Origin of the sequence: Pseudomonas segetis (assembly GCF_900188155.1) — a bacterium.
GTDB classification, from domain to species: Bacteria; Pseudomonadota; Gammaproteobacteria; order Pseudomonadales; family Pseudomonadaceae; genus Aquipseudomonas; species Aquipseudomonas segetis.
The window spans coordinates 395999-419213 of the sequence record NZ_FZOG01000002.1; the positions used below are offsets into that span (position 1 = coordinate 395999).

Below are 23215 nucleotides of genomic sequence, written 5' to 3' on the forward strand. Positions count from 1 at the left end.
TTTGACTTGGCATCTGGCTGGCCGATCCCAGGCCTTTCAGGGGTATAGCAAGCGCTCTGCCAGCGCATCGGCCACTCGCGCCGGAGGTCGCTTGTCCGCCTGGGCATGGGCAAATATCTCGGTCAGCCGAGAAGATATCCTGGCCAAATGCGCAGTGATCGACGGCAGGCTTTCGCCACGGTGATTGAGGGCGACGTAAATCAACCCGCCAGCGTTGATCACATAATCCGGGGCGTAGAGAATCCCCCGGGCTTGCAGCGCATCAGAGATATCAGGACTGGCCAATTGATTATTGGCAGCGCCAGCAACCGCTGAGCACCGCAGGCGAGACACCGCCAACTCATCAAACACGCTGCCCACCCCACAAGGCGCCAGGATGTCACAGGGAACGCTGAGAATCTCGTGATTGGGCACCGGATGCGCGCCAAACTGCTCGATCGCCAATTCCACCTTGCCCAGATCCAGATCGCTGACCAACAGTTCCGCGCCCGCTGCGTGCAACTGTTCCGCCAGCGCGTAACCAACGTTACCCAAGCCCTGGATCGCCACCCGCAAGTCTTCCAGGTCATCGGAACCCAAGCGCGCGTAGGCCGTGGCCCTGATACCGGCAAACACGCCCATGGCGGTATGGGGTGATGGATCACCTGCCTGGGTGGTGCTGGTGACATGCTGGGTGGCCTGGGCGATGCAGTCCATATCAACGCTGGAAGTCCCGCTGTCCATGGCAGTGATATAGCGGCCATCGAGGCTCTCGATAAACCGGCCAAATGCTTCAAACAACGCGGCGCGGTCATTGATATGTGGAGGGCGCATGATCACCGCCTTGCCACCGCCCTGGTCCAAACCGGCCAGCGCCGCTTTATAGCTCATGCCCTGGGCAAGACGAATCGCATCCTGCACCGCAAGCTGTGTATTGGCGTAGGGTAAAAATCGACAGCCACCCAACGCAGGCCCCAGTTGGGTGTTGTGTATTGCAATGATTGCCTTGAGACCTGTCTGCGGATCCTGCGCGAGATGGAGCGTCTCAAACCGGGCGGCGTCCATGATGTCGAACATGATAAGGCTCCCTAGGGTCTGCCGCCCTTTCATCACCAGCCGCGCTGCGGTGAAACGGTGGCAGCCCCCAATGCGGATTGATGCAATTATAGCTTGCCCCTTAAAAAGCAACTGACTGGCTCAGCATAAGCCAGTACAGCGGCCTACGCTGTGTGCATAAGCAGGCGCCTGCAAGCCGCTGGATAAACCGACAAATTGCCATATTGGATTTAACTTTCGGCTATGGACGCCAGGTCGCAAGAGGGTTACAAATGGCAGACCAGAGGTATCGCCATGAGCCCACGCCAACGCTGCTTTGCCTGTCTAGACCAGAACCCACCCGCCTTGCTTGAAGCGGCGCTGTGGCTTGCGGCTGAACATGATCCGGCCCTGCAGCCGACCGAAACGCTTGCGGCGTTTGATGAGTTGCTGCACCAGGTACGGACGCGACTGCCGGTGCTGCCAGCCGCTCAACTGGCAATGCCACTGCTACGCTGCTTGGGCGACCTGGATTTTCACGAGGATGACAGCGCGCCCCTGCGCCCCCAGGCAAGCTTGCTGCACCTGGTAATGCGACGCCGTCGCGGGCAACCCCTGGCGCTGGCGATAATTGCCCTGGAACTGGCGCAACGCCTGGACATACCGCTGCAGGGGGTGAATTTTCCCGGCCACTTTCTAGTCCGGGTGCCTGGCGCCGATCATATGCTTGACCCTTGCAGTGGCCGTCGCCTGTACACCCAGGATTGCCGTGCCTTGTTGATCCGCCACTTTGGCAGCAACAGGGAGTTGCATGCAGACAACTTCACAGCCTGCGATCCTCCGAGCATGCTCCAGCGCATGTCGCGCAACCTGCGACACCTGCATGTGCAGGATGATGATTACCTTGCAGCCCTCAAGGATGCCGAACGCGTGCTCCTGCTTGGCCCTCCCAGCGTAGCGGACCACCTGGCGCGTGCCGATATCTATCAACAATTGGCCTGCCCGCAAGCCGAGCGTTTCGATGTTGAGCGGGCCTTGATGCTCAGCGAAGACGGCGTGACCCAGTTAGCCCTTGGCGAACGCCTGCGTAGACTGGGTCACGCCCAACCCTTGCACTGACAGCCCCGGCGACTACAGCAAACCCTGTGCCTTGGCACGGGCAACGGCTTGAGTACGTCGCGCCACCCCAAGCTTGCCATTAATGCGCCGCGCGTGGGTCTTGACCGTATGCAGCGAGATAAACAGCTGGTCGGCGACTTCCTGGTTGGAGCAACCCTGGGCAATCAACCTCAACACTGCAAGTTCGCGGCAACTGAGCAGGGTATCGACGTTATCCGCGGCAACAGGTGCCTCCATGCCGCGCTGGGCCCACAAACGCTTATAGTTCAAGCGCGCAGCCAGCTCATGCAACTGGCTACGGGCATTGGCCTCACCCGCCCTGTCGCCCATCGTCTCGCACGCGCGGGCCAACAATGCCCAAAGCTCGCACGCCACCACCAGCCGCCCCTGCTCGATGACCTCTTCAAGCATCTGTAACACGGGCCCACGCACATCCTTGCCCTGGTCAAGATCAATACTCAAGAGTGAATAGCGCAGGCGTACGATGAGTTCGGGATAATATTGTGGCGGCAACATGGCATGCTCGCGCCGGTGATAGGCAAGCACTTGAGTCAGCGCCTCGCGCGCGCGCTCATGATGACCCTGGCCTATCCACAACTGGCTGCTGGCCAACAGCAACACGCCGCGATACAAGGTATCGGCCACGCGGTGACGCTGCATAAGGCGCTCGGCCTCCGCAAGCAAGGCAAAGGCACCAGCGATATCACCCTCATAAGCGGCCAACTCGGCCATGGCCAGATAACTGTAGAAAGCGCCCGGATCACCATAATCGAGCGCGTCGTTCAAGGCCGTGCGCAGTAAACAGCGGGCATCCTCGAACTGGCCCTGACGAATTGCCAGGCGCCCCAGACGCAGATAAATACGCCCCAGAATTGGCGTTTTGCGCAATGCCTGATGCTGGTATTGGTCGCGTACCCGTTCCAGCAACGCCTGCGCACGAATAAACTCGCCCCGCACTTCAAGCAATAGCGCGTGGTCAAGTTCCAATAGCGCCTCGAACACCGCACTGCCATGACTTCGCGCGACCCTGAGCGCTTCGTGGGCCAGGCGCTGGGCCTCATCCAGACGGCCCTCACCAATCGCCATCTGGGTCAGCACGGAGCGGCAGATCAGCGCCTGTGCCCAGGCACTTTCAGGCAGGTATTGAAGCGCCTGCTGCAGATGCTCAATGGCCTCATCGCTGCGCACTCGCGAACAGGCCTCGACGCCTTTCAAAGCCTGCCACTGGGCGAACATTTCACGGGTACGGGCCGGATCAGGCCGAGGCTGAAATCGCCCCAGCGCCGCCGCGCAATGGCTTGCCTCGTCCAGGCGCCCGGCCAATAGCATGATCCAGCCATTCAAGGCCACCAGCCGCGGCGTGCTCATCAATAGGTCTTCAGGCAAATCCGCACGCCAGCGCAATATCAGGCCTATGTCTTTGCCCTGCAGCAAGTTCTCTTCGGTAAAGCGCTCGAGAAAACTTGCCGCCACCTCTGGCTGGCCAGCCTTGAGCGCATGCTCGACCGCTGCGGGAATATCGCCATTGCTGGCAAACCACTGGCTGGCATGCAAATGGATAGCGGTTACGGACGTATTGGGCGCGCAATGCCGAAGCTGTGTCGCCAGGGGCTCAAACAGCTGGAACCAATCACTCTGGTCATCGATCGGCTGGATAAACAGACCGCGTGCACGTAGCGCCTGCAACCAATTGGCGCCCTCACCCACCCCCAGAACATGCTCACAAAGCTCGGCGTTGAAGCGCGGCAACTGTGCCAGTTGCAAAAGGGCCTGGCGCAATTCCGGCGCCAGCCCGCAGAACACTTCATGCTCAATGTAATCGAGCAACACACTGCTGCTGCCACTGAGCTCATGATGGCTTTCATAGCGTGAATGGCTGGCAGCCAGGTGCAGCAGGCGCATGGCTGCCGGCCAGCCAGCGCAGTAATCGAATAACTGTTCCGCATGCGGCAAGTGGGCGACATCTGTATTACCCAACCACTGGCAGAGCTCGTCGTAGCTGAAAGCCAGTTCGTTGCTGCCCAGTTCGAACAACTCGCCCTCAAGCAACAACCGTGGGAAATTACACTGTGGACGTCGGCGACTGCCCAGCCACCAATTGATACTGTCGGCCGCGCTACTGATCAGGCGATCAAGGCAACTGTCGAGCTGCTCATTGGGCTCACGCGAATAATCGTTAAGCACGATCCACAGCTTGCGCGTCTCGGCGCCAATTGCCAGTAACAACGAGTTCTCTGAAAGCGCCTGCGAATAACCCAAGGCGCTGGACAGTTGCTGGCACAGCTCGGCACTGCTCCAGTTCGCCCCGGCACAATTGAGCCAGACCACTGTAAGGTCGGCTGGACACTGGCGCATGCAATCAGCCAGCAACACCGATTTGCCGAAGCCGGCCGGTGCAACCAAAAGGCGCAGGCGACAGTTTTCAGCCAGCAAACGTTGTTGTAGCTGTGAACGGACAACGTGCCCAGGCGGCACTCTGGGCAATGTGGTTTTGGCGCAGACGGGAAGTGCCACGCCAGCTGAAAGTGCGTAAGCGCTCATAGCCACTCATAATTATTGTTGTGGAGCAGATAGCATAGGACGCTAACCCCTATCCCGCCCAGGATGAAGCTCCATAAGCCCGACTGATGCCGGCCAATAAAAAAAGCGGCCCGAAGGCCGCTCTAAACATGGAGTGTCAGTCTGCCCTAGGCTCGAATCAACGCACCCCGGATGCGCGCAGAGCCGCTGGCGTGTAGTCGGCAACACTGGCCTTGAAACCGAACTCATAGGCAGTGCTTTCTTCGTTTTTCAGGCCCAGCGCAATGTAGCGACCCGCGATTATGTCGTAGAGGGTTTCCACGGTATAACCGGTCATCTGCCGCGGGTAGTAGTACTGGGCATGGCCTTCGGCAACGCGCCAGAGTTGGCCACGACCGTCGTAGTGATCAGCCAGAACGATCTCCCAGCTGTCTTCATCCACGAAGTAGTGACGCTTGGCGTAGATGTGACGCTCGCCCGGCTTCAGCGTTGCCTCGACCTCCCACACCCGGTGCAGCTCATAGCGAGCAAGATCCTGATTGATATGACCGGCCTTGATGATCTCGTCGTACTTGAGCTTCGGCGAATCCAGCTTGTAGGCGTTATAGGGAATATACATTTCCTTCTTGCCGATCAGCTTCCAGTCATAACGGTCTGGAGCACCCGAGAACACATCAAAGTTATCGGCGGTACGCATGCCGTCAGACGCGGTACCTGGACCGTCATAGGCCACTTGCGGTGCGCGACGAACACGACGCTGGCCGGCGTTGTAGATCCACGCCAGGCGTGGCTCCTTGACCTGGTCAATGGTCTCGTGCACCAGCAACACGTTACCGGCCAACCGCGACGGCGCCGTTACCCGCTGCTTGAAGTACAGCAGGATATTGCTGGTCTTGGCTGGATCAGCACCTTCAAGCTCGGTCGGGAATGCCACTTCGTCGTCAAACTTGACCAGGCTGTATGAGCCATTTACCTGCGGCGTGGCCTGGACGATATGCCGGCGCACGTTGCCACCGCGATACCGGGTGATATGGTTCCAGATCACCTCCACCCCGGTCTTGGGGATCGGGAAGGCATAGTAACGACTGTCGCTGAAGTTCTGCAGGCCGTTACCACCATCGACACCTACGGTATTGAGCGCACTTCTCTTCGCGGCCTCATAGATTTCAGGCGGAGCTCCGGCTGTACGGTGAGTGGGGTAAACCGGCATCTTGTAGGTCTGTGGATAACGCTTGAACATCGCCAACTGGCCAGCGGAAAGCTTGTCCTTGTACTGGTCGACATTGCTCGCGGTAATCACGAACAGGGGCTTCTCGTCGGCAAAGGGGTCGGTGACAAAACCGGCCGCGTCGACCGCCCCGGCCGTTTTCGGCAGGCCGCCATCCCACGCAGGAATAGTGCCATCGGCGTTTCCGGCTTTTTCAGCGCCAAGCGGCGTCAAGCTTGTTCCTAGCTTGGCAGCTTCCTGCTCAGACACGGCAGCCATCACACTGCTTGCCAGCAATGTCAGGAGCAACGCGCCTGCCGATAGGATTCTTTTGTTTTTCATCGATTACGGATCCTTTGGTTATCGTTGATCAGAAGTTGACGCCGAGGCTCAGTGCAACGAAATCACGGTCTGTAATCACGTTGTAGTCACCACCAAAGAAATCGGTGTAGCTGAGGCTGGCGTTGTAGGTGTTCTGGTATTCGGCACTCAAGCCAATGCTGATAGCCTTGCTGCCTTCGGTGAAGTTAGGCCCATAACCGCTGACGTCATGCGACCACGCCAGGCTTGGAGTCAGGTTCACACCGGCGAAAACGTTGTTGTAGTCGGCGCTGGCACGCAACCTGTAGCCCCAGGAGCTTGAAGTGTAGAAACCATCGTCATTACATTCGTCAGGATTAGCGGCGTTGAACGCCTCGCAAACACCGGGAGCGGTAAACTCACCAGCACCAAAGATTGGATCGCGGCCAAAGCGCACCTCTCCAACGTCATCGCTGATCCCACTGATGTAGTTATAGCCCACCTCGCCGAGTAAGGTCAGGCGACTGGCCCCCAATACCCGATCGATGAATTGCACAGCTGTGATCTGCGCCTGGGTCACTTCACGGCGCTCGTAGCCATGCAGGTCAGCCGCTGACGTGTTTTGCGAGTCACCGGAAACAAAGATCGGTGAGAACGGCAGGCCCAACGCGGCAAATGACATGTCGGTCGAGTTGATCTGCAGCGGCATATTCGGCCGGTAGCTCAATTCACCGGAAAGCGCGGTGCCATTGACGTTGGTGGCGAAGCTCAAACCGTACAGACGGATGTCTTCGGGGTACTCGATAAAGTAGCGTGCATCTGGTGCACCCGGAATGAACGCAGCGCTTGGCGAGGTGGTGCGGATGGTACTGAACACCGGCCCACGGCTGTGGTAGTTCATGGTGTACAGGCCAAACTCGGTATCGTTGAGCGACTCTGCATACCAGCGCAGGGCCAGGCCATACTGGCCGCTGTCCCGTGCATCTCGGTCACCGGCACGCGGAATGTAGGCGTTATCGACAAAGGAGTTGGTCGACTCGCCAGGCGGCAGGTCCGGGCCAGCCACCACCAGGCGGTCTTCGCAGCCATCGGCGACCACGTCCGAGGTGGAGAAAAAGGTGCCGCAGTTATCCGCGACAGTCTGGTCCCACTCCAATTGGTAGAAGGCCTCCATACTCACACTGTCGGTGAGGCTTTGCGAGACATAGAGCATGTTGACCGGGATCAGGCCTTCCTTGATTTCCGCACCTGGGCGACGGAAAGCAGCGGCGTCGATCGGGTTGATCGAGTTGATCGAGTTCTGGATGAAAGTACTTTCCCCCCAACTGACGACCTGCTTACCAACCCGCACACTGCCGGGCAGATCGCCAATGGCGTAGTTGTGGTAGATGAAGGCATCGAGAATCTCGCCGCCGGAGGATTGCGCCGCTTCTTTGCGGTTGTGGTCGTCGATGTCGTAGAACAGACGGCTTTCATCCTTGGTTTCGAAGTCGTACCAGTACTTGCCGCGGACAAACACGCCAGTATCCCCATACTTCAACTCGAGGTCGTGGATACCCTTGAAGATCTTCGAGAAGGTTTCCCCTTTCTTGAAGTTGAGCCGGCCGTCGTCCGAGGTGCGCGACGAGGCAGTCCCGCCACTGGCAGTCGAGATAAAGTCCTTGTCGCCGTCACGGGTAGCCCAACTCGCCCCCACGGAAAGCGAGGAGTCGAACTGAGCCTCGATTGGGCCAATGTTGAAGTTCACAGCCTGGGCTTGTGTTGTACAGCCGAGCGCGACCGCAGCAGCCAGCGCACAAGGCTGAAAGAATGCATGTCTTGTTTTTGTTGTCATGCGACGCTCCTGAAAGCGATGTGTTGAGTGTTGCCGCCAACCTACCCAGAGCGACCTCGGGCGATAAGCGCCCGAAAGAGGTATTTTGGATGTCAGCCGAAAGAGTGAATCCCCCCGCCAACACGGGGTTTCAGGACGTCAATCGGCATGCACAATGGTGCATTATTGAGTGACTGAATAATGAGCCAACAGCCTGCCAACCCGCGCCCAGCCTGGCTATGACAGCCACTTGCCCCTTGAGCTAGACTGCTTGCGCGATAAAAGCCCGGGCCTGCACAGGCTCTCGTTCCACCATGTATTCAAATCAATACATCGTATATAAATCAATACAGACTCGATAACTTGCGGTTCCAGTGGCTTCGCTCTGGTTACTCGAAGATGGCTGTCTCAAGCCGTATTGATTTCGATACACAGCAGAACAAATCCACATCCCAAAAATCGCCTCAATCCTTTGATTTTTCTCGATATTTTAACGATGGCACCCAGTTTGCAGACAAACTGGGCAAGACGCCCGTCCATGGCGGGCACCTGAATCATCGTCTGCAACAGAAACAGGCGAGACTGTCACTTGAGGAGTTCACATGAGCGAATTGCGTTTTACCGTCGAGCACGAATGGCTGCGCCTGGAAGAAGATGGCCTGGTAACCGTTGGCATCACTGCCTTTGCCCAAGAAGCACTGGGTGACGTGGTATTCGTGCAATTGCCGGAAGCGCAAAGCTACAGCGCTGAAGCCGAAGTCGCCGTGCTGGAGTCGGTCAAGGCTGCCAGCAACATCACCATGCCGCTCGATGGCGAAGTGGTTGAAGTCAACACCGACCTCGAAGCCAGCCCTGAACTGGTCAATGAAGATCCGCTGGGCCAGGGTTGGTTCTTCCGCTTCCGCCCTGCCAATCCAAGTGCCATCAATGATCTGCTCGACCAGGCTGCTTACGATCGCCTGCTAAACGCTAACGCTGACGCCTGAGGCTAGCTGATGACTGACCTGACGACCGAAAACGAATTTATTGCGCGCCACATCGGCCCGCGTGACGCTGACATCAACGCCATGCTCCAGCAGCTGGGCTTTGACTCGCTCGAGGCACTCAGCGCCAGCGTTATTCCCGAGAGCATCAAGGGCACCAGCGTACTGGGCCAGACTCCGGGCCTGAGCGAAGCCGCTGCATTGGCCAAGATCAAGGCGATCGCCGCCAAGAACCAGCAGTTCAAGACCTTTATTGGCCAGGGCTATTACGGTACCCACACGCCGTCGCCGATTCTGCGCAACCTGCTGGAAAATCCAGCCTGGTACACCGCCTACACCCCTTATCAGCCTGAAATTTCCCAGGGTCGCCTGGAAGCGCTGCTCAACTTCCAGACCCTGGTCAGCGATCTTTCTGGCCTGCCTATCGCCAACGCGTCCTTGCTCGACGAGGCCACCGCTGCCGCCGAAGCAATGACCTTCTGCAAGCGCTTGTCGAAGAACAAGGCCAGCAACAGCTTCTTTGCCTCCAAGCATTGCCACCCGCAAACCCTCGACGTGCTGCGCACCCGTGCCGAGCCGCTGGGCATTGACGTTGTAATCGGCGATGAAGCCGAAATCACTGACGCCAGTACCTACTTCGGCGCCCTGCTGCAATACCCGACCAGCAACGGTGACATCTTCGACTACCGCGCACTGGTCGAGCAGTTCCACGCGGCCAATGCGCTGGTTGCGGTTGCAGCCGACTTGCTGGCCCTGACCTTGCTGACGCCTCCGGGTGAGTTCGGTGCCGACGTGGCTCTGGGCAGTGCCCAACGCTTCGGTGTGCCACTGGGTTTTGGTGGCCCGCACGCCGCCTACTTCGCCACCCGTGATGCGTTCAAGCGCGACATGCCTGGCCGACTGGTCGGTGTCTCGGTTGACCGTTTCGGCAAGCCTGCCCTGCGCCTGGCCATGCAAACCCGCGAGCAGCATATCCGCCGCGAAAAGGCCACCAGCAACATCTGTACCGCACAGGTCCTACTGGCCAATATCGCCAGCATGTATGCGGTCTACCACGGCCCACAAGGCCTGACCCGCATTGCCAAGCGCGTACATCAGATGACCGCAATCTTTGCCCAAGGCCTGGCCAAGCTGGGCTTTGCGGTTGAGCAGGACAACTTCTTCGACACCCTGACCATTGCCACCGGTGAGCGCACCGCGACCTTGCACAAGCAGGCCCGTGAACTGTCGATCAACCTGCGCGTGGTGGATGCACAGCGGGTTGGTGTGTCGTTTGACGAAACCACCGATCAGGCTGCAATCGAAAGCCTGTGGGAAGTCTTTGCCGAGCCAGGCAACAGCCTGCCAAGCTTCACTGAACTGGCCAAGGCCGTTGCCACTCGCCTGCCGCAGGCATTGCTGCGTCAATCAGCCATTCTCAGCCACCCGGTATTCAACCGCTATCACTCCGAAACCGAGTTGATGCGCTACCTGCGCAAGCTGGCTGACAAGGACCTGGCGCTGGATCGCAGCATGATCCCGCTGGGTTCCTGCACCATGAAGCTCAATGCCGCCAGTGAAATGATCCCGGTGACCTGGGCTGAGTTCGGCAACCTGCATCCATTTGCCCCAGCCGAACAAAGCCAGGGTTACCAGCAACTCACCGACGAACTGGAAGCGATGCTCTGCGCCGCGACGGGTTATGACGGTGTATCGCTGCAGCCTAATGCCGGTTCGCAGGGCGAGTACGCAGGCCTGCTGGCCATTCGTGCCTACCACATCAGCCGTGGCGACGATCAGCGCGACATCTGCCTGATCCCGCAGTCGGCCCATGGCACCAACCCGGCGACCGCCAGCATGGTTGGCATGCGCGTGGTGGTTACCGCCTGCGACGCCCGTGGCAACGTGGATATCGAAGATCTGCGCGCCAAGGCTGTGGAGCACAAGGATCGCCTCGCCGCACTGATGATCACCTATCCATCGACCCACGGTGTGTTTGAGGAGGGCATCCGCGAGATCGCCCAGATCATTCACGACAACGGCGGCCAGGTGTACATCGACGGCGCCAACATGAACGCCATGGTCGGGCTCTGCGCCCCAGGCCAGTTCGGCGGCGACGTTTCGCACCTCAACCTGCACAAGACCTTCTGCATCCCGCACGGCGGTGGCGGCCCGGGTGTTGGCCCAATCGGCGTCAAGGAACACCTGATCCCGTTCCTGCCGGGCCACGCCAATATGACGCGCAAGGAAGGTGCTGTCAGCGCAGCGCCATTTGGTAGCGCGAGCATTCTGCCGATCACCTGGATGTACATCACCATGATGGGTGGCGAAGGCCTCAAGCGTGCCTCGCAGCTGGCTATTCTCAACGCCAACTACATTGCCCGCCGCCTTGAGGAACACTACCCGGTGCTCTACAGCGGCACCAATGGCCTGGTTGCCCACGAGTGCATTCTCGATATTCGCCCGATCAAAGACGCCAGCGGCATCAGCGTTGATGACGTGGCCAAGCGCCTGATCGACTTCGGCTTCCACGCGCCGACCATGTCGTTCCCGGTTGCCGGCACCCTGATGATCGAGCCGACCGAAAGTGAGTCCAAAGAAGAACTGGATCGCTTCTGCGACGCGATGATTGCCATCCGTGACGAAATTCGCGCGGTTGAACGCGGTGATCTCGACAAAGAGAACAACCCACTGAAAAACGCACCGCACACTGCCCTTGAGCTGGTTGGTGAGTGGACGCACAGCTACAGCCGTGAGCAGGCGGTCTATCCGGTCGCCTCGCTGATCGACGGCAAGTACTGGCCACCAGTGGGTCGTGTCGACAACGTGTTTGGCGATCGCAACCTGATCTGCGCCTGCCCGTCTATCGAAGCGTACCAAGACGCCTGATGCAGCACCCGGCAAACGCCCGTACTGCTTGCGGGCGTTTGTCGCGGGCCTAGGTGGCCCGATTATTCAACAACTGGCTGCATGACTGCAGTCAGCCACTGCGCAAAACCAGCAAGCTACAGTAAGACCACTGCTAACAGCCCCTATCGAGCGCAGGCTCCTCCTGACGCTAACAACAACAAAAAGGTGCGTTCCATGGAATTTATCAACACTTTGGTTAACTCAATAAACGGACTTGTCTGGGGCCCACCGATGCTGGTGGCGATTCTCGGTACAGGCCTGTTCCTGATGCTGCGCCTGAAGTTCATGCCGCTGAGCAAGATTGGCGCGGGCTTCAGCCTGATGTGGAAAGGTCGCAAGAAAGACGATGATGCCAGCGGCGAAATCAGCCCATTCCAGGCGTTGATGACCTGCCTGGCGGCAACCGTGGGCACCGGCAACATTGCCGGTGTGGCGACCGCTATCTTCCTTGGCGGGCCTGGCGCGCTATTCTGGATGTGGTGTACCGCGCTGGTCGGGATGGCGACCAAGTACTGCGAAGTGGTTCTGGCAGTTCATTACCGTGAGAAAGATGACCGCGGCGAGCATGTCGGCGGGCCCATGTATGCAATCAAGAATGGCCTGGGCCAGAAGTGGCTCTGGCTTGGCACTGCCTTCGCCATCTTCGGCGGCCTGGCTGGCTTTGGCATCGGCAACATGGTCCAGGTCAACAGCATGGCCCATGCCCTTGAAAGCACCTTCAATGTTCCGCTGTGGGTAACTGGCGTCGTCAGCATGGTTGCCGTTGGCCTGGTTATCCTTGGCGGCATCAAGCGTATTGGCGTGGTCGCCGCAGCCTTGGTGCCCTTCATGTGCGTTGCCTACATCGTCGCCTCTATCGTGGTGCTGGTGGTGTTTGCCGACCAGATCCCCAATGCGTTCGGCATGATCTTCACCTATGCCTTCAGCCCTGCAGCCGCCACCGGTGGTTTTGCTGGCGCAGCAGTCATGGCAGCGATCCGCTTTGGTGTGGCGCGCGGTATTTTCTCAAACGAAGCAGGTCTCGGTACGGCCGGTATCGCCCAGGCGGCCGGCACCACCAATAGTCCGGTACGCTCGGGCATGATCGGCATGCTCGGAACCTTTATCGACACCCTGGTGATCTGCACCATGACCGGCCTGGCCATCATCTGCTCAGGCGTCTGGACCAGCGGCGTCAGTGGCGCAGCCCTTTCAGCCTCGGCCTTCGAGTCGGCAATGCCCGGTTTCGGCGGCGCATTCCTGAGTATTGCGCTGGTGGTATTTGCCTTCACCACTATTCTTGGCTGGAGCTATTTTGGCGAAAAATGCTGGGAGTTCATGGTCGGCACCAAGGCGATCCTGCCGTTTCGCATTATCTGGGTACTGGCCGTGCCGTTTGGCGCTATTGCCCAGCTCGACTTTGCCTGGCTGCTGGCCGACACCCTCAACGGCTTGATGGCCCTGCCCAACCTGCTCTCGCTGCTGCTGTTGAGCCCGGTCGTGGTCAAGCTGACCCGCGATCATTTCAACCCTGACATCGTCAAGCGCAGTGTTGAATCACTGCAACGCTAACTCAACATGGCGCGAGCGATAACCGCTCGCGCCCGACTTTAAGGACAGCCGCAATGTTCTACAAAAGCCTGACTTTGAACGAATACGATCCTGCCCTGGCCCGCGCCCTGCAAGCAGAAGACCGCCGCCAGGAAGACCACATCGAGCTGATCGCCTCGGAAAACTACACCAGCCCAGCGGTGATGGAAGCCCAGGGCAGCGGCTTGACCAACAAGTACGCCGAAGGCTATCCGGGCAAGCGCTATTACGGCGGCTGCGAGCACGTTGATGTGGTCGAAAGCCTGGCCATCGAGCGCGCCAAGCAGCTGTTCGGTGCCGACTACGCCAACGTCCAGCCACACTCGGGTTCGTCCGCCAACTCCGCGGTCTACCTGGCGCTGCTGCAGGCTGGCGACACCATCCTCGGCATGAGCCTGGCCCATGGCGGCCACCTGACCCACGGCGCCCACGTCAGCTCATCCGGCAAGCTCTACAACGCTATCCAGTACGGCATCGACGAGCAAGGCCTGATTGACTACGCCGAAGTCGAGCGCCTGGCCCTTGAGCACAAGCCCAAGATGATAGTGGCGGGCTTCTCTGCCTATTCGCGCACCCTGGACTTCGCCCGTTTCCGCGAAATCGCCGACAAGGTTGGCGCTTACCTGTTCGTCGACATGGCCCACGTTGCCGGTCTGGTCGCCGCAGGCCTGTACCCCAACCCTCTGCCCTATGCTGACGTGGTCACCACCACCACGCACAAGACCCTGCGCGGCCCACGCGGCGGCCTGATTCTGGCCAAGGCCAACGAAGCGATCGAGAAGAAACTCAACTCGGCAGTTTTCCCCGGCAGCCAGGGCGGCCCGCTGATGCACGTTATTGCCGGTAAAGCGGTGTGCTTCAAGGAAGCCATGGAGCCAAGCTTCAAGGCCTATCAACTGCAGGTCATCAACAACGCCCAGGCCATGGCCGAAGTCTTTGTCGGACGCGGCTATGAAGTGGTTTCCGGGGGCACCGATAACCATCTGTTCCTGCTGAGCCTGATCAAGCAAGGCCTGACCGGAAAGGCTGCCGATGCAGCGTTGGGCGCGGCGCATATCACCGTGAACAAAAACGCAGTGCCAAACGACCCGCAGTCACCTTTCGTCACCTCGGGCATCCGCATTGGCACCCCGGCCGTGACCACCCGTGGCTTCAAGGAAGGTGAATGCCGTGAGCTGGCGGGCTGGATCTGCGACATTCTCGATGAACTGGACAACCCTGCAGTTATCGAACGTGTACGTGGTCAGGTCAGCGAGTTCTGCAAGACCTTCCCGGTCTACGCTGAATAAGCAAGGCTCGCCAGCCGCTCACAAGGCGACTGGCGCACCTGGCCTCACAAGCCATTATTGATGCGGCTCGCGCTACAGGCGCAGCCCCACGAGGTTATATGTCACTCAGTGTTTTTGACTTGTTCAAAATTGGTATCGGCCCCTCCAGCTCGCACACGGTCGGGCCGATGCGAGCGGCTGCACGTTTTGTCGAAGGTTTGCGCCGCGATGACCTGCTGGCAGCTACCGAGCAGGTCAAGGTCGAGCTCTATGGCTCGCTGGGCGCCACCGGCAAGGGCCACGGCAGCGACAAAGCGGTCTTGCTCGGTTTGCTCGGCGAACAACCCGACAGCGTCGACACCAGCACCATTGATGAGCGCCTCAAGGCGATTCGAGCCGCTGGCGAACTGGATCTACTCGGCGAAAAAACCATTCGTTTTGTCGAAAAAGAACACCTGGCGATGATCCGCAAACCCTTGGCGTTCCATCCCAATGGCATGATCTTCCGCGCCTTTGATCAAGCCGGCCTGCAAGTGCGCAGCCGCGAGTACTACTCGGTTGGCGGTGGTTTTGTGGTGGACGATGAAGCCGCAGGCGCCGACCGTATCGTGGAGGATCAAACCCAGCTGGCCTACCCCTTCACCACCGGCAAACAGCTGCTGGCCCATTGTGCCGAGCATAATCTGTCGATCAGCCAAGTGATGCTGGCCAACGAAGCGGCCTGGCGTCCCGAAGCGGAAACCCGTGAACGTCTGCTGAACATCTGGCAGGTGATGCAAGATTGCGTCACGGCGGGCTGCAACAACGAAGGCATCATGCCCGGCGGCCTGAAAGTGAAACGGCGCGCAGCGGCGTTGTATCGCCAACTGTGCAAGAACCCCGAAGCCAATATGCGCGATGCATTGAGCGTGCTTGACTGGGTCAACCTCTATGCCCTGGCGGTCAATGAAGAAAATGCCAGCGGCGGCCGCGTCGTGACTGCACCAACCAATGGCGCAGCCGGGATCATTCCGGCGGTCTTGCATTACTACACACGCTTTATCAGCGGTGCCAACGACGATGGCGTGGTGCGCTTTTTGTTGACGGCGGCGGCCATCGGCATCCTCTACAAGGAGAATGCCTCGATCTCCGGTGCCGAAGTCGGCTGCCAGGGCGAAGTAGGCGTTGCTTGTTCAATGGCGGCGGGCGCCTTGTGCGAAGTGCTTGGCGGCAGCGTGCAACAGGTCGAAAACGCGGCGGAAATCGGCATGGAGCACAACCTTGGCCTGACTTGTGACCCCGTTGGTGGCCTGGTCCAGGTGCCCTGCATCGAACGCAATGCAATGGGTTCGGTCAAGGCCATCAATGCAGTGCGCATGGCACTGCGCGGCGACGGCCAGCACTTTATCTCGCTGGACAAGGTGATTCGCACCATGCGCCAGACCGGCGCCGACATGAAAAGCAAGTACAAGGAAACCGCTCGCGGCGGCCTGGCTGTCAATATTATCGAATGCTGATTGAGCGCTGCGTTCCGCACAGGAGCACAGTGAACAGAATACCAAGGAGACCTGCATGACTACCGAAACACTCGCAAAAACCCCACTGCACGCACTGCACCTTGAACTGGGCGCACGCATGGTGCCATTCGCAGGCTATGACATGCCGGTGCAGTATCCGCTCGGCGTCATGAAGGAACACTTGCAGACTCGCGACCAAGCTGGCTTGTTCGATGTCTCGCACATGGGCCAGTTGGTGCTGCGCGGCGCCAATGCAGCCAAGGCGCTGGAAACCCTGGTACCGGTCGACATAATCGACCTGCCAGTTGGCATGCAGCGCTATGCAATGTTCACCGATGAAAACGGCGGCATTCTCGACGACCTGATGGTCGCCAACCTCGGCGACGACACCCTGTTCCTGGTGGTCAACGCGGCCTGCAAGGACCAGGACCTGGCGCACATGCGCAAGCACATTGGCGAGCAGTGCGAGATCGAGAGCCTGTTTGAAACGCGGGCCCTGCTGGCCCTGCAAGGCCCTAAAGCCGTTGATGTACTCAGCCGCCTCGCACCAGAAGTGGCGAAGATGACCTTTATGCAATTCGCCCAGGTTCGCCTGCTCGGTGTTGATTGCTACGTGAGCCGTTCGGGCTATACCGGCGAAGACGGCTACGAAATTTCAGTGCCTAACGAAAGCGCTGAAACCCTGGCCCGCAGCCTGCTGGCCGAGCCAGAAGTCGAAGCCATTGGCCTTGGTGCCCGTGACTCACTTCGCCTGGAAGCTGGCCTATGCCTGTATGGCCATGACATGAGCACCAGCACCACGCCAATCGAGGCCAGCCTGCTCTGGGCCATGTCCAAGCCACGTCGCGCCGATGGTGCCCGTGCTGGCGGCTTCCCCGGCGCAGAGCAGATCTTCGCCCAACAACAAGCCGGCGTTGCCAGCAAGCGCGTGGGCCTGTTGCCGCAAGAGCGCGTACCAGTACGCGAGGGGGCTGAAATCGTCGATGCCGATGGCAACATCATAGGCGCAGTCACCAGCGGCGGTTTCGGCCCTACTCTGGGCGCGCCGGTTGCCATGGGCTACGTTCAGGCGAGTCATGTGCCGGTTGGCAGTGATGTCTGGGCAATAGTGCGGGGCAAGCGTGTGCCGATGAAAGTGGCCAAGACACCTTTCGTTGAGCAGCGCTACTACCGCGGCTGATCAGCTGGCAGCAATGGCGGACAAGCAAGCCTTGTCTGCCATTGTGTGTTTCCTAGGATGCGGCAACGCGAAGCTTGCCCACCAGAGTCCAGTTATTTGCGATAGACCTTAACTTGCGATAAATGGCGGACAGAAAAGCGCTGTCCGCCCTACATCCCTACTCACCCATGATCGCTTTCAAGGCATCTGGACGCGGCGCACCTTGTTGCTGCTGCAGGCGCCAGTCTTTATCCAGATAGAAAATCGCCGGGGTCGCCTGGCCACCCAGCTCGTTCATCAGCTCAAGATTGCTATCAAGCTGCTTCTGGATGTGTGGCGGAATGGTTTTTAGCGGCGCCAGCGTACTGGATTGCCCAGCAGACTCATGCTCGTTAAGCGCTTGCTCTGGCGATTTGGCCGCAAGAATGGTGGCCGCCTTGGCCTCGCTGTCCTCGCGAATGATACCCACCATGATATGGCGCAACTGCACCTTGCCTGCCTCGACCCAGGGCCGCGACTGCTTCCAGAACAGGGTGCAGTACGGGCAGTTGGGGTCGCTGAATACGTACACGACACGCGGTGCATCGTCCTTACCATCGCCAACCCAGTGGCTTTTCTCCATTCGCGCCCACATTTGCTTGGCCATCGGCTGGTAGACCAGTTGCTCCAGCGGCGCTTCGCTGAGATCGGCACCCTGCTCGTCGAGCAATGTACCGAGCAGCACGTGCTTGCCGTCCGGCATCAGGTACAGCGCCATGCCTTGGCCATTGTATTTGGCGGCAAACCCCTGCATGCCACCCGGGGCATCGAAACGGCCGACAATTTCAGCGCCGCGCGCCTCGACGGCCTTGATTGGCGCAGGCCATTGCTCGGCATGCAGGCTCGTCGCAGCAGCGCTCAACAGCGCCAGCGTCAACCAGCGAGAAGGCTCAAGTATCAACTTGGTCATTGTTTATCATCCTTTTTAAACAGGTCTAATACCTGCAGCAGACTGGCTTCAGACAACTCACCCAAGTGGCTGCCAAGCTGTCGCCCCTGGGCGTCGTAGAACACGGTGGTGGGTAATGCACGCGAGCCAAGCATTGGCCCCAGGCGCGCATGGCTATCAAGCAGTACATTATCCATATTGAGTTGGCCGGCATTGAGAAACCGCTTGATTTCATCCTCGGTCTCGCCCTGGTTGACGAACAGGAAAGTTACATCGGCATGACGTTCCTGCGCTGCGGCCAATACGGGCATCTCACGTCGGCACGGCGGACACCAGGTTGCCCAGAGATTGACCACCAACGGCTTGCCAACATAGTCGCTCAGCTCAACCGCCTTGCCATCCTGCGTGGTCAATGCAACATCCGGCAAACGGGTGCCCTGCTCCAGCGCGCGCATAACTGCCGAGCCCGATCCCCAGGCCAATAACCCGGCCACCAATGCCATCGCCAACGGACGGCGCATCGGCGGTTGCCTGACCAACCAGTACAGCCCCAGTAACAGCGCCAGCAGGATGCCAGGCCAGGCAATAAAGCCACCATCGCGCAGATCGATCACTTGCCACGGGTCACTCTTGAACTGTTCGAAGTAACGCACGACGAATGCGCAACGGGCACCGAGCACCCCGGCCAAGAACATCAGGAACAGGCGGTTTTCGGGATTGCTCCCGGCATTGCGCCCAACCCACCAGCCAACCAGCGTAGCCACCAACAAACTGCCTAATAACAACAAATGAGCGACCGACATGGTCAAGGGGCCAAGGTTAACGCTGAGCATTCACTGTCCTTGAGAACGGTTACACCTGAACATCATTATCCAGGCAGACAACTGCGACCTATAGATTCAATCAAGGGTTCAGTAAAACCAACGCCTCAAGCGTTACAAACCATGTTCAGAGCCCTGCCCCCGCCTGGCCGACTGCTCAGCGCAATTGCTCGACCATATCGGCGATGACGCCAAGTACATCCTTGCCCAATTGCGCCGAACGCTGCCCGTTCCAGCCCGTGCGTGGGCACGGCGTGTCATTGTGATCCTTGAATGGCATCTCGATGGTGAACGCCAGGCAGTCGAACTCCATACCAACCGAGTTGCACGCCAAGGTGGTATTGGCTTTGCCAGGCGCACTGCGCGGATAACCAAAGCGTGTCTGGAACTCAGCACCACTGGCAACCAGTCGGCTGCGGAACTCGTTGTCGAGCGCCTCCAGGCGCGCGTCAAAACCCGGGTTGCCCTCGCAACCGGCCGCAAACACATGGGGAATTTCTTCATCGCCATGAATGTCCAGAAACATGTCGACGCCGACCTTGCGCATCTGCTGCTGGACGAAGTACACCTCAGGACTCTGTTCCGGACTTGCCGATTGCCAAGCCCGGTTAAGGTCCTGACCGGCGGCATTGGTGCGCAGGTGCCCACGAAAGGCGCCGTCTGGATTCATGTTCGGCACCAGGTACAGATCAGCTTGCTCAAGCAAGTGGTTGAGCTGTGCGTCATCACGATTTTTAAGTCGCTCGATCACACCTTCCATGTACCACTCGGCCATGTGTTCGCCTGGATGCTGCTGAGCGATGATCCAGACCTTGCGTTGCGCCTTGGGGTTGCGGCTGACTTTCAGCAACTGGATATCACGCCCTTCAATACTCTTGCCGGTGGCGAAAAGCTGCGCGCCGGCATCGGCAATCGCGCTGGCAATCAACTGGTCATGACGAGCGCGACTATAGGGTTCGAAATAGGCAAACCAGATCTGCGTCTGGTGCGGTGCCAACTCAAAATCCAGCGCCCCATCCTGAAAGCGACTTGGCACCCTGAACCACTTTTTCTGGTCATATGAGGCAGCGGTGTCGTACCCGCTCCAGGCGTGACTGTACGCAGAATTGTGGGCATTGGTCAGGCTGAAGCCAATCGGGCGACCCGGCGTCAGGCCATCCACCTTGAAGTGAAACCACTGGAAATGATGGCTGCGCAGATCAGGTCGTATCGCCAGCAGGACCCGTTGAGGATTACTGTCATCAATGACCTCAATATTGCCACTGTCGAAATCACAACTGATCTGCATACCCACCTCGAAAACATTAAATTCAGAAAACCATCTAAAGCATCGCAGCTCCAGCCCCAGTTGCAAACGCCAAACACGACAAAATAATTGCGATTAATGGGGCCGCGCAGGCCAGCCTACCTGAAGACCCAAAGCACGCGCGTCATTTGCTGGCTGAGGTTCGCATAGCGAAACTGGCTGTGTGGCGGCAACTGAAAACCATCGTTGGCGCGCAAGGTCACCGGACTGGCCTGCTCATCGCCAGCATCCCCAATCCAGATGGTCAGTTCGCCCTCGAGCACAAACCCGCCTTGCTCGGAGCTGTCATCCAAATGCCCTTCACCACTGGTGGCGCCAGGCGCCAGATGACTTTCCAGCATAGAGAAACCGGCCGACATGCTTGGTGAAACGAGCACGTCGGTAATCCCGCCAGCGTAATACAGGGTCCGGCGTTCATCGGGACGGGTCACCCAAGCCACCTCACGGGGTTTGCTGAGGTTATAGAAATAACTGGTAGAGACGCCCAACGCCTCCGAGATAGCGGTCAGGTCAGCTACCGTAGGCTTTGAAATCGCCCGTTCAACCTGCGACAGAAAGCCCACTGAACGCCCCACCTGTCCAGCCAGGGCCTCGAGGCTGACCTTTTTGTGCTTGCGCAGGTCACGAATCAGTATCGCCAGTCCTTCGACTTCGTCTTGCATATCCATATCGAATCCTCAAACAGCATGAACTAAAGCGCATCGCGCAGGCGGTACCAGGCCTTGCCCAGGGCCTCGATGGGCGCTGCAAGACGGGAACCACCGGGGAAAGCCGGGTTGTGCATCCCTTGGTAGAGAGCCAGCAACTCGCTATCGCCAAGAATCGCATCGCTCACCGCCCGAGCTCCGGCCAGGGTGGGTAAAACGCCATGGCCGGAAAACCCTTGCAACCAGTAACGCAGGCCTTCGCAACCAATATCCGGAGTGCGCTTCATGGTGCAGTCGATATGACCGCCCCACCCATAGTCCAGCGCAACTCCGCGCAGTTGAGGAAATACCCGTTCGAGATAAGGCCGGGTTGCGGCCGCAACGTCCTTGGGAATTCCACCTAGGTAAGTGCAGCCACCGCCGAACAACAGGCGGTTATCGGGGGTCAAGCGGAAGTAGTCCGGGACGAACTGGTTATCGATGACACAACTGTTTTTCGGCAGCAACGATTGGGCTAGTTCCGCCTCCAACGGCTCGGTTGCAACTTGATAGGAGCCCACGGGCAATATGCGCCGGCTCAATGTCGGTTCCAGACGATCAATATAAGCATTGCAGGCCAGGACCAGCACATCAGCACGCACCTCACCGTTGGCTGTTCGCGCGCGGTAACCTTCAGCCGTCTGCCGGTAATCCAATACCTGACTCTGTTCGAAAATCTGCCCGCCCAGTTGCTCAATTGCAGTAGCTAGGCCCTGGGCGAGTTTCAGCGGATTGATGTGCGCTCCCTGCGGGTCATAGAGCGCCGCCTGATAACGATCACTGCCTATCCAGTCGCGCAATTCATCCCCGGCAATAAAGCGCACGCCCGGGCTGTTCCATTTTTCATGCGCTTCGCGTTCGGCGTCCTGCAACTGGGTCACTCGCCGCGCCAATACCGCAGTGTAGAGGCTGCCCGGACGGTAATCGATATCAAAACCATAACGCCTGGGCAACTCACGTATTTCATCTGCGGCCCATTGCATGCTGCGCCACAATTGTTGCGCACCACTCAAACCCAGCGCCGCTTCGAACGGCGGCATATCGCATGACCAACCGAGCAGCGCCTGGCCGCCATTACGCCCCGATGCCGCCCATGCCAACCGACTGGCTTCGAGAACCACCACGCGCTTGCCTGCCTGTAACAATCGCAACGCACAATGCAGCCCGCTAAAGCCACCACCAATGATCAGCACCTCGGTACTCAGCGACGCCTCAAGGGTATCGCGCAAACGCAAAGGTTCTGGATAGGTTGCGGCATAATAACTCTGAACGTGCTGGGCGGACTGTTTGAACATGGCTGCCTCATGAAATATTCAACTCTTAATTTCATGAAAATTTACTATATAAATTTCAATCCACCAAGAAATCCATGGCTTTGCCAACTTATTCCCGTCACTGTTGTCTTTGTTGAGGCTTCTTTAGTCATGCCGCCTTATGCACCATGCTCTCGTCAAATCAGGAATCAACCATGATCAAAACCAATCTACTGGCGCGCCCAACCCTACCAGCCGTGCTGTTTACCCTGCTTGTCCTCGGCGGTTGCGCCAGCAAAGATGCGGGCACTGATACAAGCGCTCCTGCCACCTCACCCGAAACCACCCAGGAACAAACTGCCAACCCCGAGTTTGATCAATTGCGAAAAGCGGCCGAAAGCGGCGACGTGGAAAGTCAATTCAAGCTTGGCAGCGCCTACTTCGTCGGCCGTCCGGTCAAGGATCTCAAGCAAGCCGAATTCTGGTGGAAAAAAGCCGCTGACAAGGGCCACTCCATGGCAGCCGTTAGCCTGGCCTACCTCTACACTGGCCGTGATGACGCATCCTTTGCCAATCGCGATGCCATGCTCAAGTATTTGAACCAGTCAGCAGCTGGGGGCAACCCAATGGCCCAGCATATTCTCGGCAACCTCTACTTCACCGGCGAACACGGCGTAACCCGCGACCCCAATCAGGCCAAGGCGCTCTACAGCGCAGCCTGCAAAGCAAACTATGCGGTTAGCTGCGAAGCATTGAAGAAACTGCAAACGCCTTAGTCAGCAAAATCGGAGTGGCTATACAATCTGCATAACAAGACTCCCGCAATTGCGGGAGTTTTAGTTTCAATAGTGCCTGTAACCGCACCTGCATAGAGCAAACCCCAC

At 58.7% G+C, this 23215-nt stretch carries 16 protein-coding genes and 2 pseudogenes; 8 read left to right on the forward strand and 10 right to left on the reverse strand.

The window, feature by feature from the left end:
• Nucleotides 1-36: 36 nt before the first annotated feature.
• Entirely contained in the window at nt 37-1056 is a 1020-nt protein-coding gene (locus CHB79_RS07680; protein WP_089359466.1) for a Leu/Phe/Val dehydrogenase, read from the reverse strand.
• 273 nt (nt 1057-1329) lie between these two features.
• Here CHB79_RS07680 and CHB79_RS07685 point away from each other — a divergent pair, with 273 nt between their 5' ends.
• Nucleotides 1330-2133: a SirB1 family protein gene (locus CHB79_RS07685; protein ID WP_176443158.1), complete on the forward strand. Its 804-nt coding sequence runs from the start codon at nt 1330-1332 to the stop codon at nt 2131-2133.
• A gap of 12 nt (nt 2134-2145) precedes the next feature.
• Here the strand turns inward: CHB79_RS07685 and CHB79_RS22395 are convergent.
• The 4 genes and pseudogenes from CHB79_RS22395 to CHB79_RS07700 all read right to left on the reverse strand — a co-directional run.
• Nucleotides 2146-2334: pseudogene (locus CHB79_RS22395) on the reverse strand (response regulator transcription factor); the annotation flags it as partial.
• 48 nt (nt 2335-2382) lie between these two features.
• Nucleotides 2383-4674 (reverse strand): annotated as a pseudogene (locus tag CHB79_RS07690) (winged helix-turn-helix domain-containing protein); the annotation flags it as partial.
• 157 nt (nt 4675-4831) lie between these two features.
• Nucleotides 4832-6202, reverse strand: a complete 1371-nt coding sequence (locus CHB79_RS07695) for a DUF1329 domain-containing protein (RefSeq protein WP_089359469.1) — start codon at nt 6200-6202, stop codon at nt 4832-4834.
• A 28-nt stretch (nt 6203-6230) separates the two neighbouring features.
• Complete coding sequence (locus CHB79_RS07700; RefSeq protein WP_010486488.1) at nt 6231-7994, reverse strand: DUF1302 domain-containing protein; 1764 nt, start codon at nt 7992-7994, stop codon at nt 6231-6233.
• A 581-nt stretch (nt 7995-8575) separates the two neighbouring features.
• On the opposite strand from CHB79_RS07700, the gene gcvH reads away from it, so the two are divergent.
• From gcvH to gcvT, 6 genes are all read left to right on the forward strand, one after another.
• On the forward strand, nt 8576-8959 hold the full coding sequence (gene gcvH, locus CHB79_RS07705; protein ID WP_089359470.1) for a glycine cleavage system protein GcvH: 384 nt from the start codon (nt 8576-8578) through the stop codon (nt 8957-8959).
• Nucleotides 8960-8968: 9 nt separating this feature from the next.
• The gene (gene gcvP / locus CHB79_RS07710; RefSeq protein WP_089359471.1) at nt 8969-11824 is read left to right on the forward strand and encodes an aminomethyl-transferring glycine dehydrogenase; all 2856 of its coding nucleotides are present in this window, start codon (nt 8969-8971) and stop codon (nt 11822-11824) included.
• A 195-nt stretch (nt 11825-12019) separates the two neighbouring features.
• Nucleotides 12020-13396: an alanine/glycine:cation symporter family protein gene (locus CHB79_RS07715; RefSeq protein ID WP_089359472.1), complete on the forward strand. Its 1377-nt coding sequence runs from the start codon at nt 12020-12022 to the stop codon at nt 13394-13396.
• 53 nt (nt 13397-13449) lie between these two features.
• The gene (glyA, locus tag CHB79_RS07720; RefSeq protein ID WP_089359473.1) at nt 13450-14703 is read left to right on the forward strand and encodes a serine hydroxymethyltransferase; all 1254 of its coding nucleotides are present in this window, start codon (nt 13450-13452) and stop codon (nt 14701-14703) included.
• A gap of 98 nt (nt 14704-14801) precedes the next feature.
• Nucleotides 14802-16178 (forward strand): L-serine ammonia-lyase, encoded by a 1377-nt coding sequence (locus CHB79_RS07725; RefSeq protein WP_089359474.1) that lies wholly within the window; start codon nt 14802-14804, stop codon nt 16176-16178.
• A 55-nt stretch (nt 16179-16233) separates the two neighbouring features.
• Nucleotides 16234-17358 carry a glycine cleavage system aminomethyltransferase GcvT gene (gene gcvT, locus CHB79_RS07730; RefSeq protein ID WP_089359475.1) on the forward strand — a complete coding sequence of 375 codons (1125 nt, stop codon included), beginning with the start codon at nt 16234-16236 and terminating at the stop codon, nt 17356-17358.
• A 157-nt stretch (nt 17359-17515) separates the two neighbouring features.
• Here gcvT and dsbG read toward each other — a convergent pair whose 3' ends face one another.
• The 5 genes from dsbG to CHB79_RS07755 form a co-directional block, all read right to left on the reverse strand.
• Nucleotides 17516-18286: a thiol:disulfide interchange protein DsbG gene (gene dsbG / locus CHB79_RS07735; RefSeq protein ID WP_089359476.1), complete on the reverse strand. Its 771-nt coding sequence runs from the start codon at nt 18284-18286 to the stop codon at nt 17516-17518.
• On the reverse strand, nt 18283-19098 hold the full coding sequence (locus CHB79_RS07740; RefSeq protein ID WP_089359477.1) for a TlpA disulfide reductase family protein: 816 nt from the start codon (nt 19096-19098) through the stop codon (nt 18283-18285). The genes dsbG and CHB79_RS07740 overlap by 4 nt, the downstream gene beginning before the upstream one ends.
• A gap of 145 nt (nt 19099-19243) precedes the next feature.
• Nucleotides 19244-20374, reverse strand: coding sequence for a M14 family metallopeptidase (locus tag CHB79_RS07745; protein ID WP_010486472.1), 1131 nt, complete (start codon nt 20372-20374; stop codon nt 19244-19246).
• A 116-nt stretch (nt 20375-20490) separates the two neighbouring features.
• Nucleotides 20491-21060 (reverse strand): helix-turn-helix domain-containing protein, encoded by a 570-nt coding sequence (locus CHB79_RS07750; RefSeq protein WP_010486470.1) that lies wholly within the window; start codon nt 21058-21060, stop codon nt 20491-20493.
• A 23-nt stretch (nt 21061-21083) separates the two neighbouring features.
• On the reverse strand, nt 21084-22373 hold the full coding sequence (locus CHB79_RS07755; protein ID WP_089359478.1) for an NAD(P)/FAD-dependent oxidoreductase: 1290 nt from the start codon (nt 22371-22373) through the stop codon (nt 21084-21086).
• 173 nt (nt 22374-22546) lie between these two features.
• On the opposite strand from CHB79_RS07755, the gene CHB79_RS07760 reads away from it, so the two are divergent.
• Nucleotides 22547-23107 carry a tetratricopeptide repeat protein gene (locus CHB79_RS07760; protein WP_010486467.1) on the forward strand — a complete coding sequence of 187 codons (561 nt, stop codon included), beginning with the start codon at nt 22547-22549 and terminating at the stop codon, nt 23105-23107.
• The last annotated feature ends 108 nt before the right edge of the window (nt 23108-23215 follow it).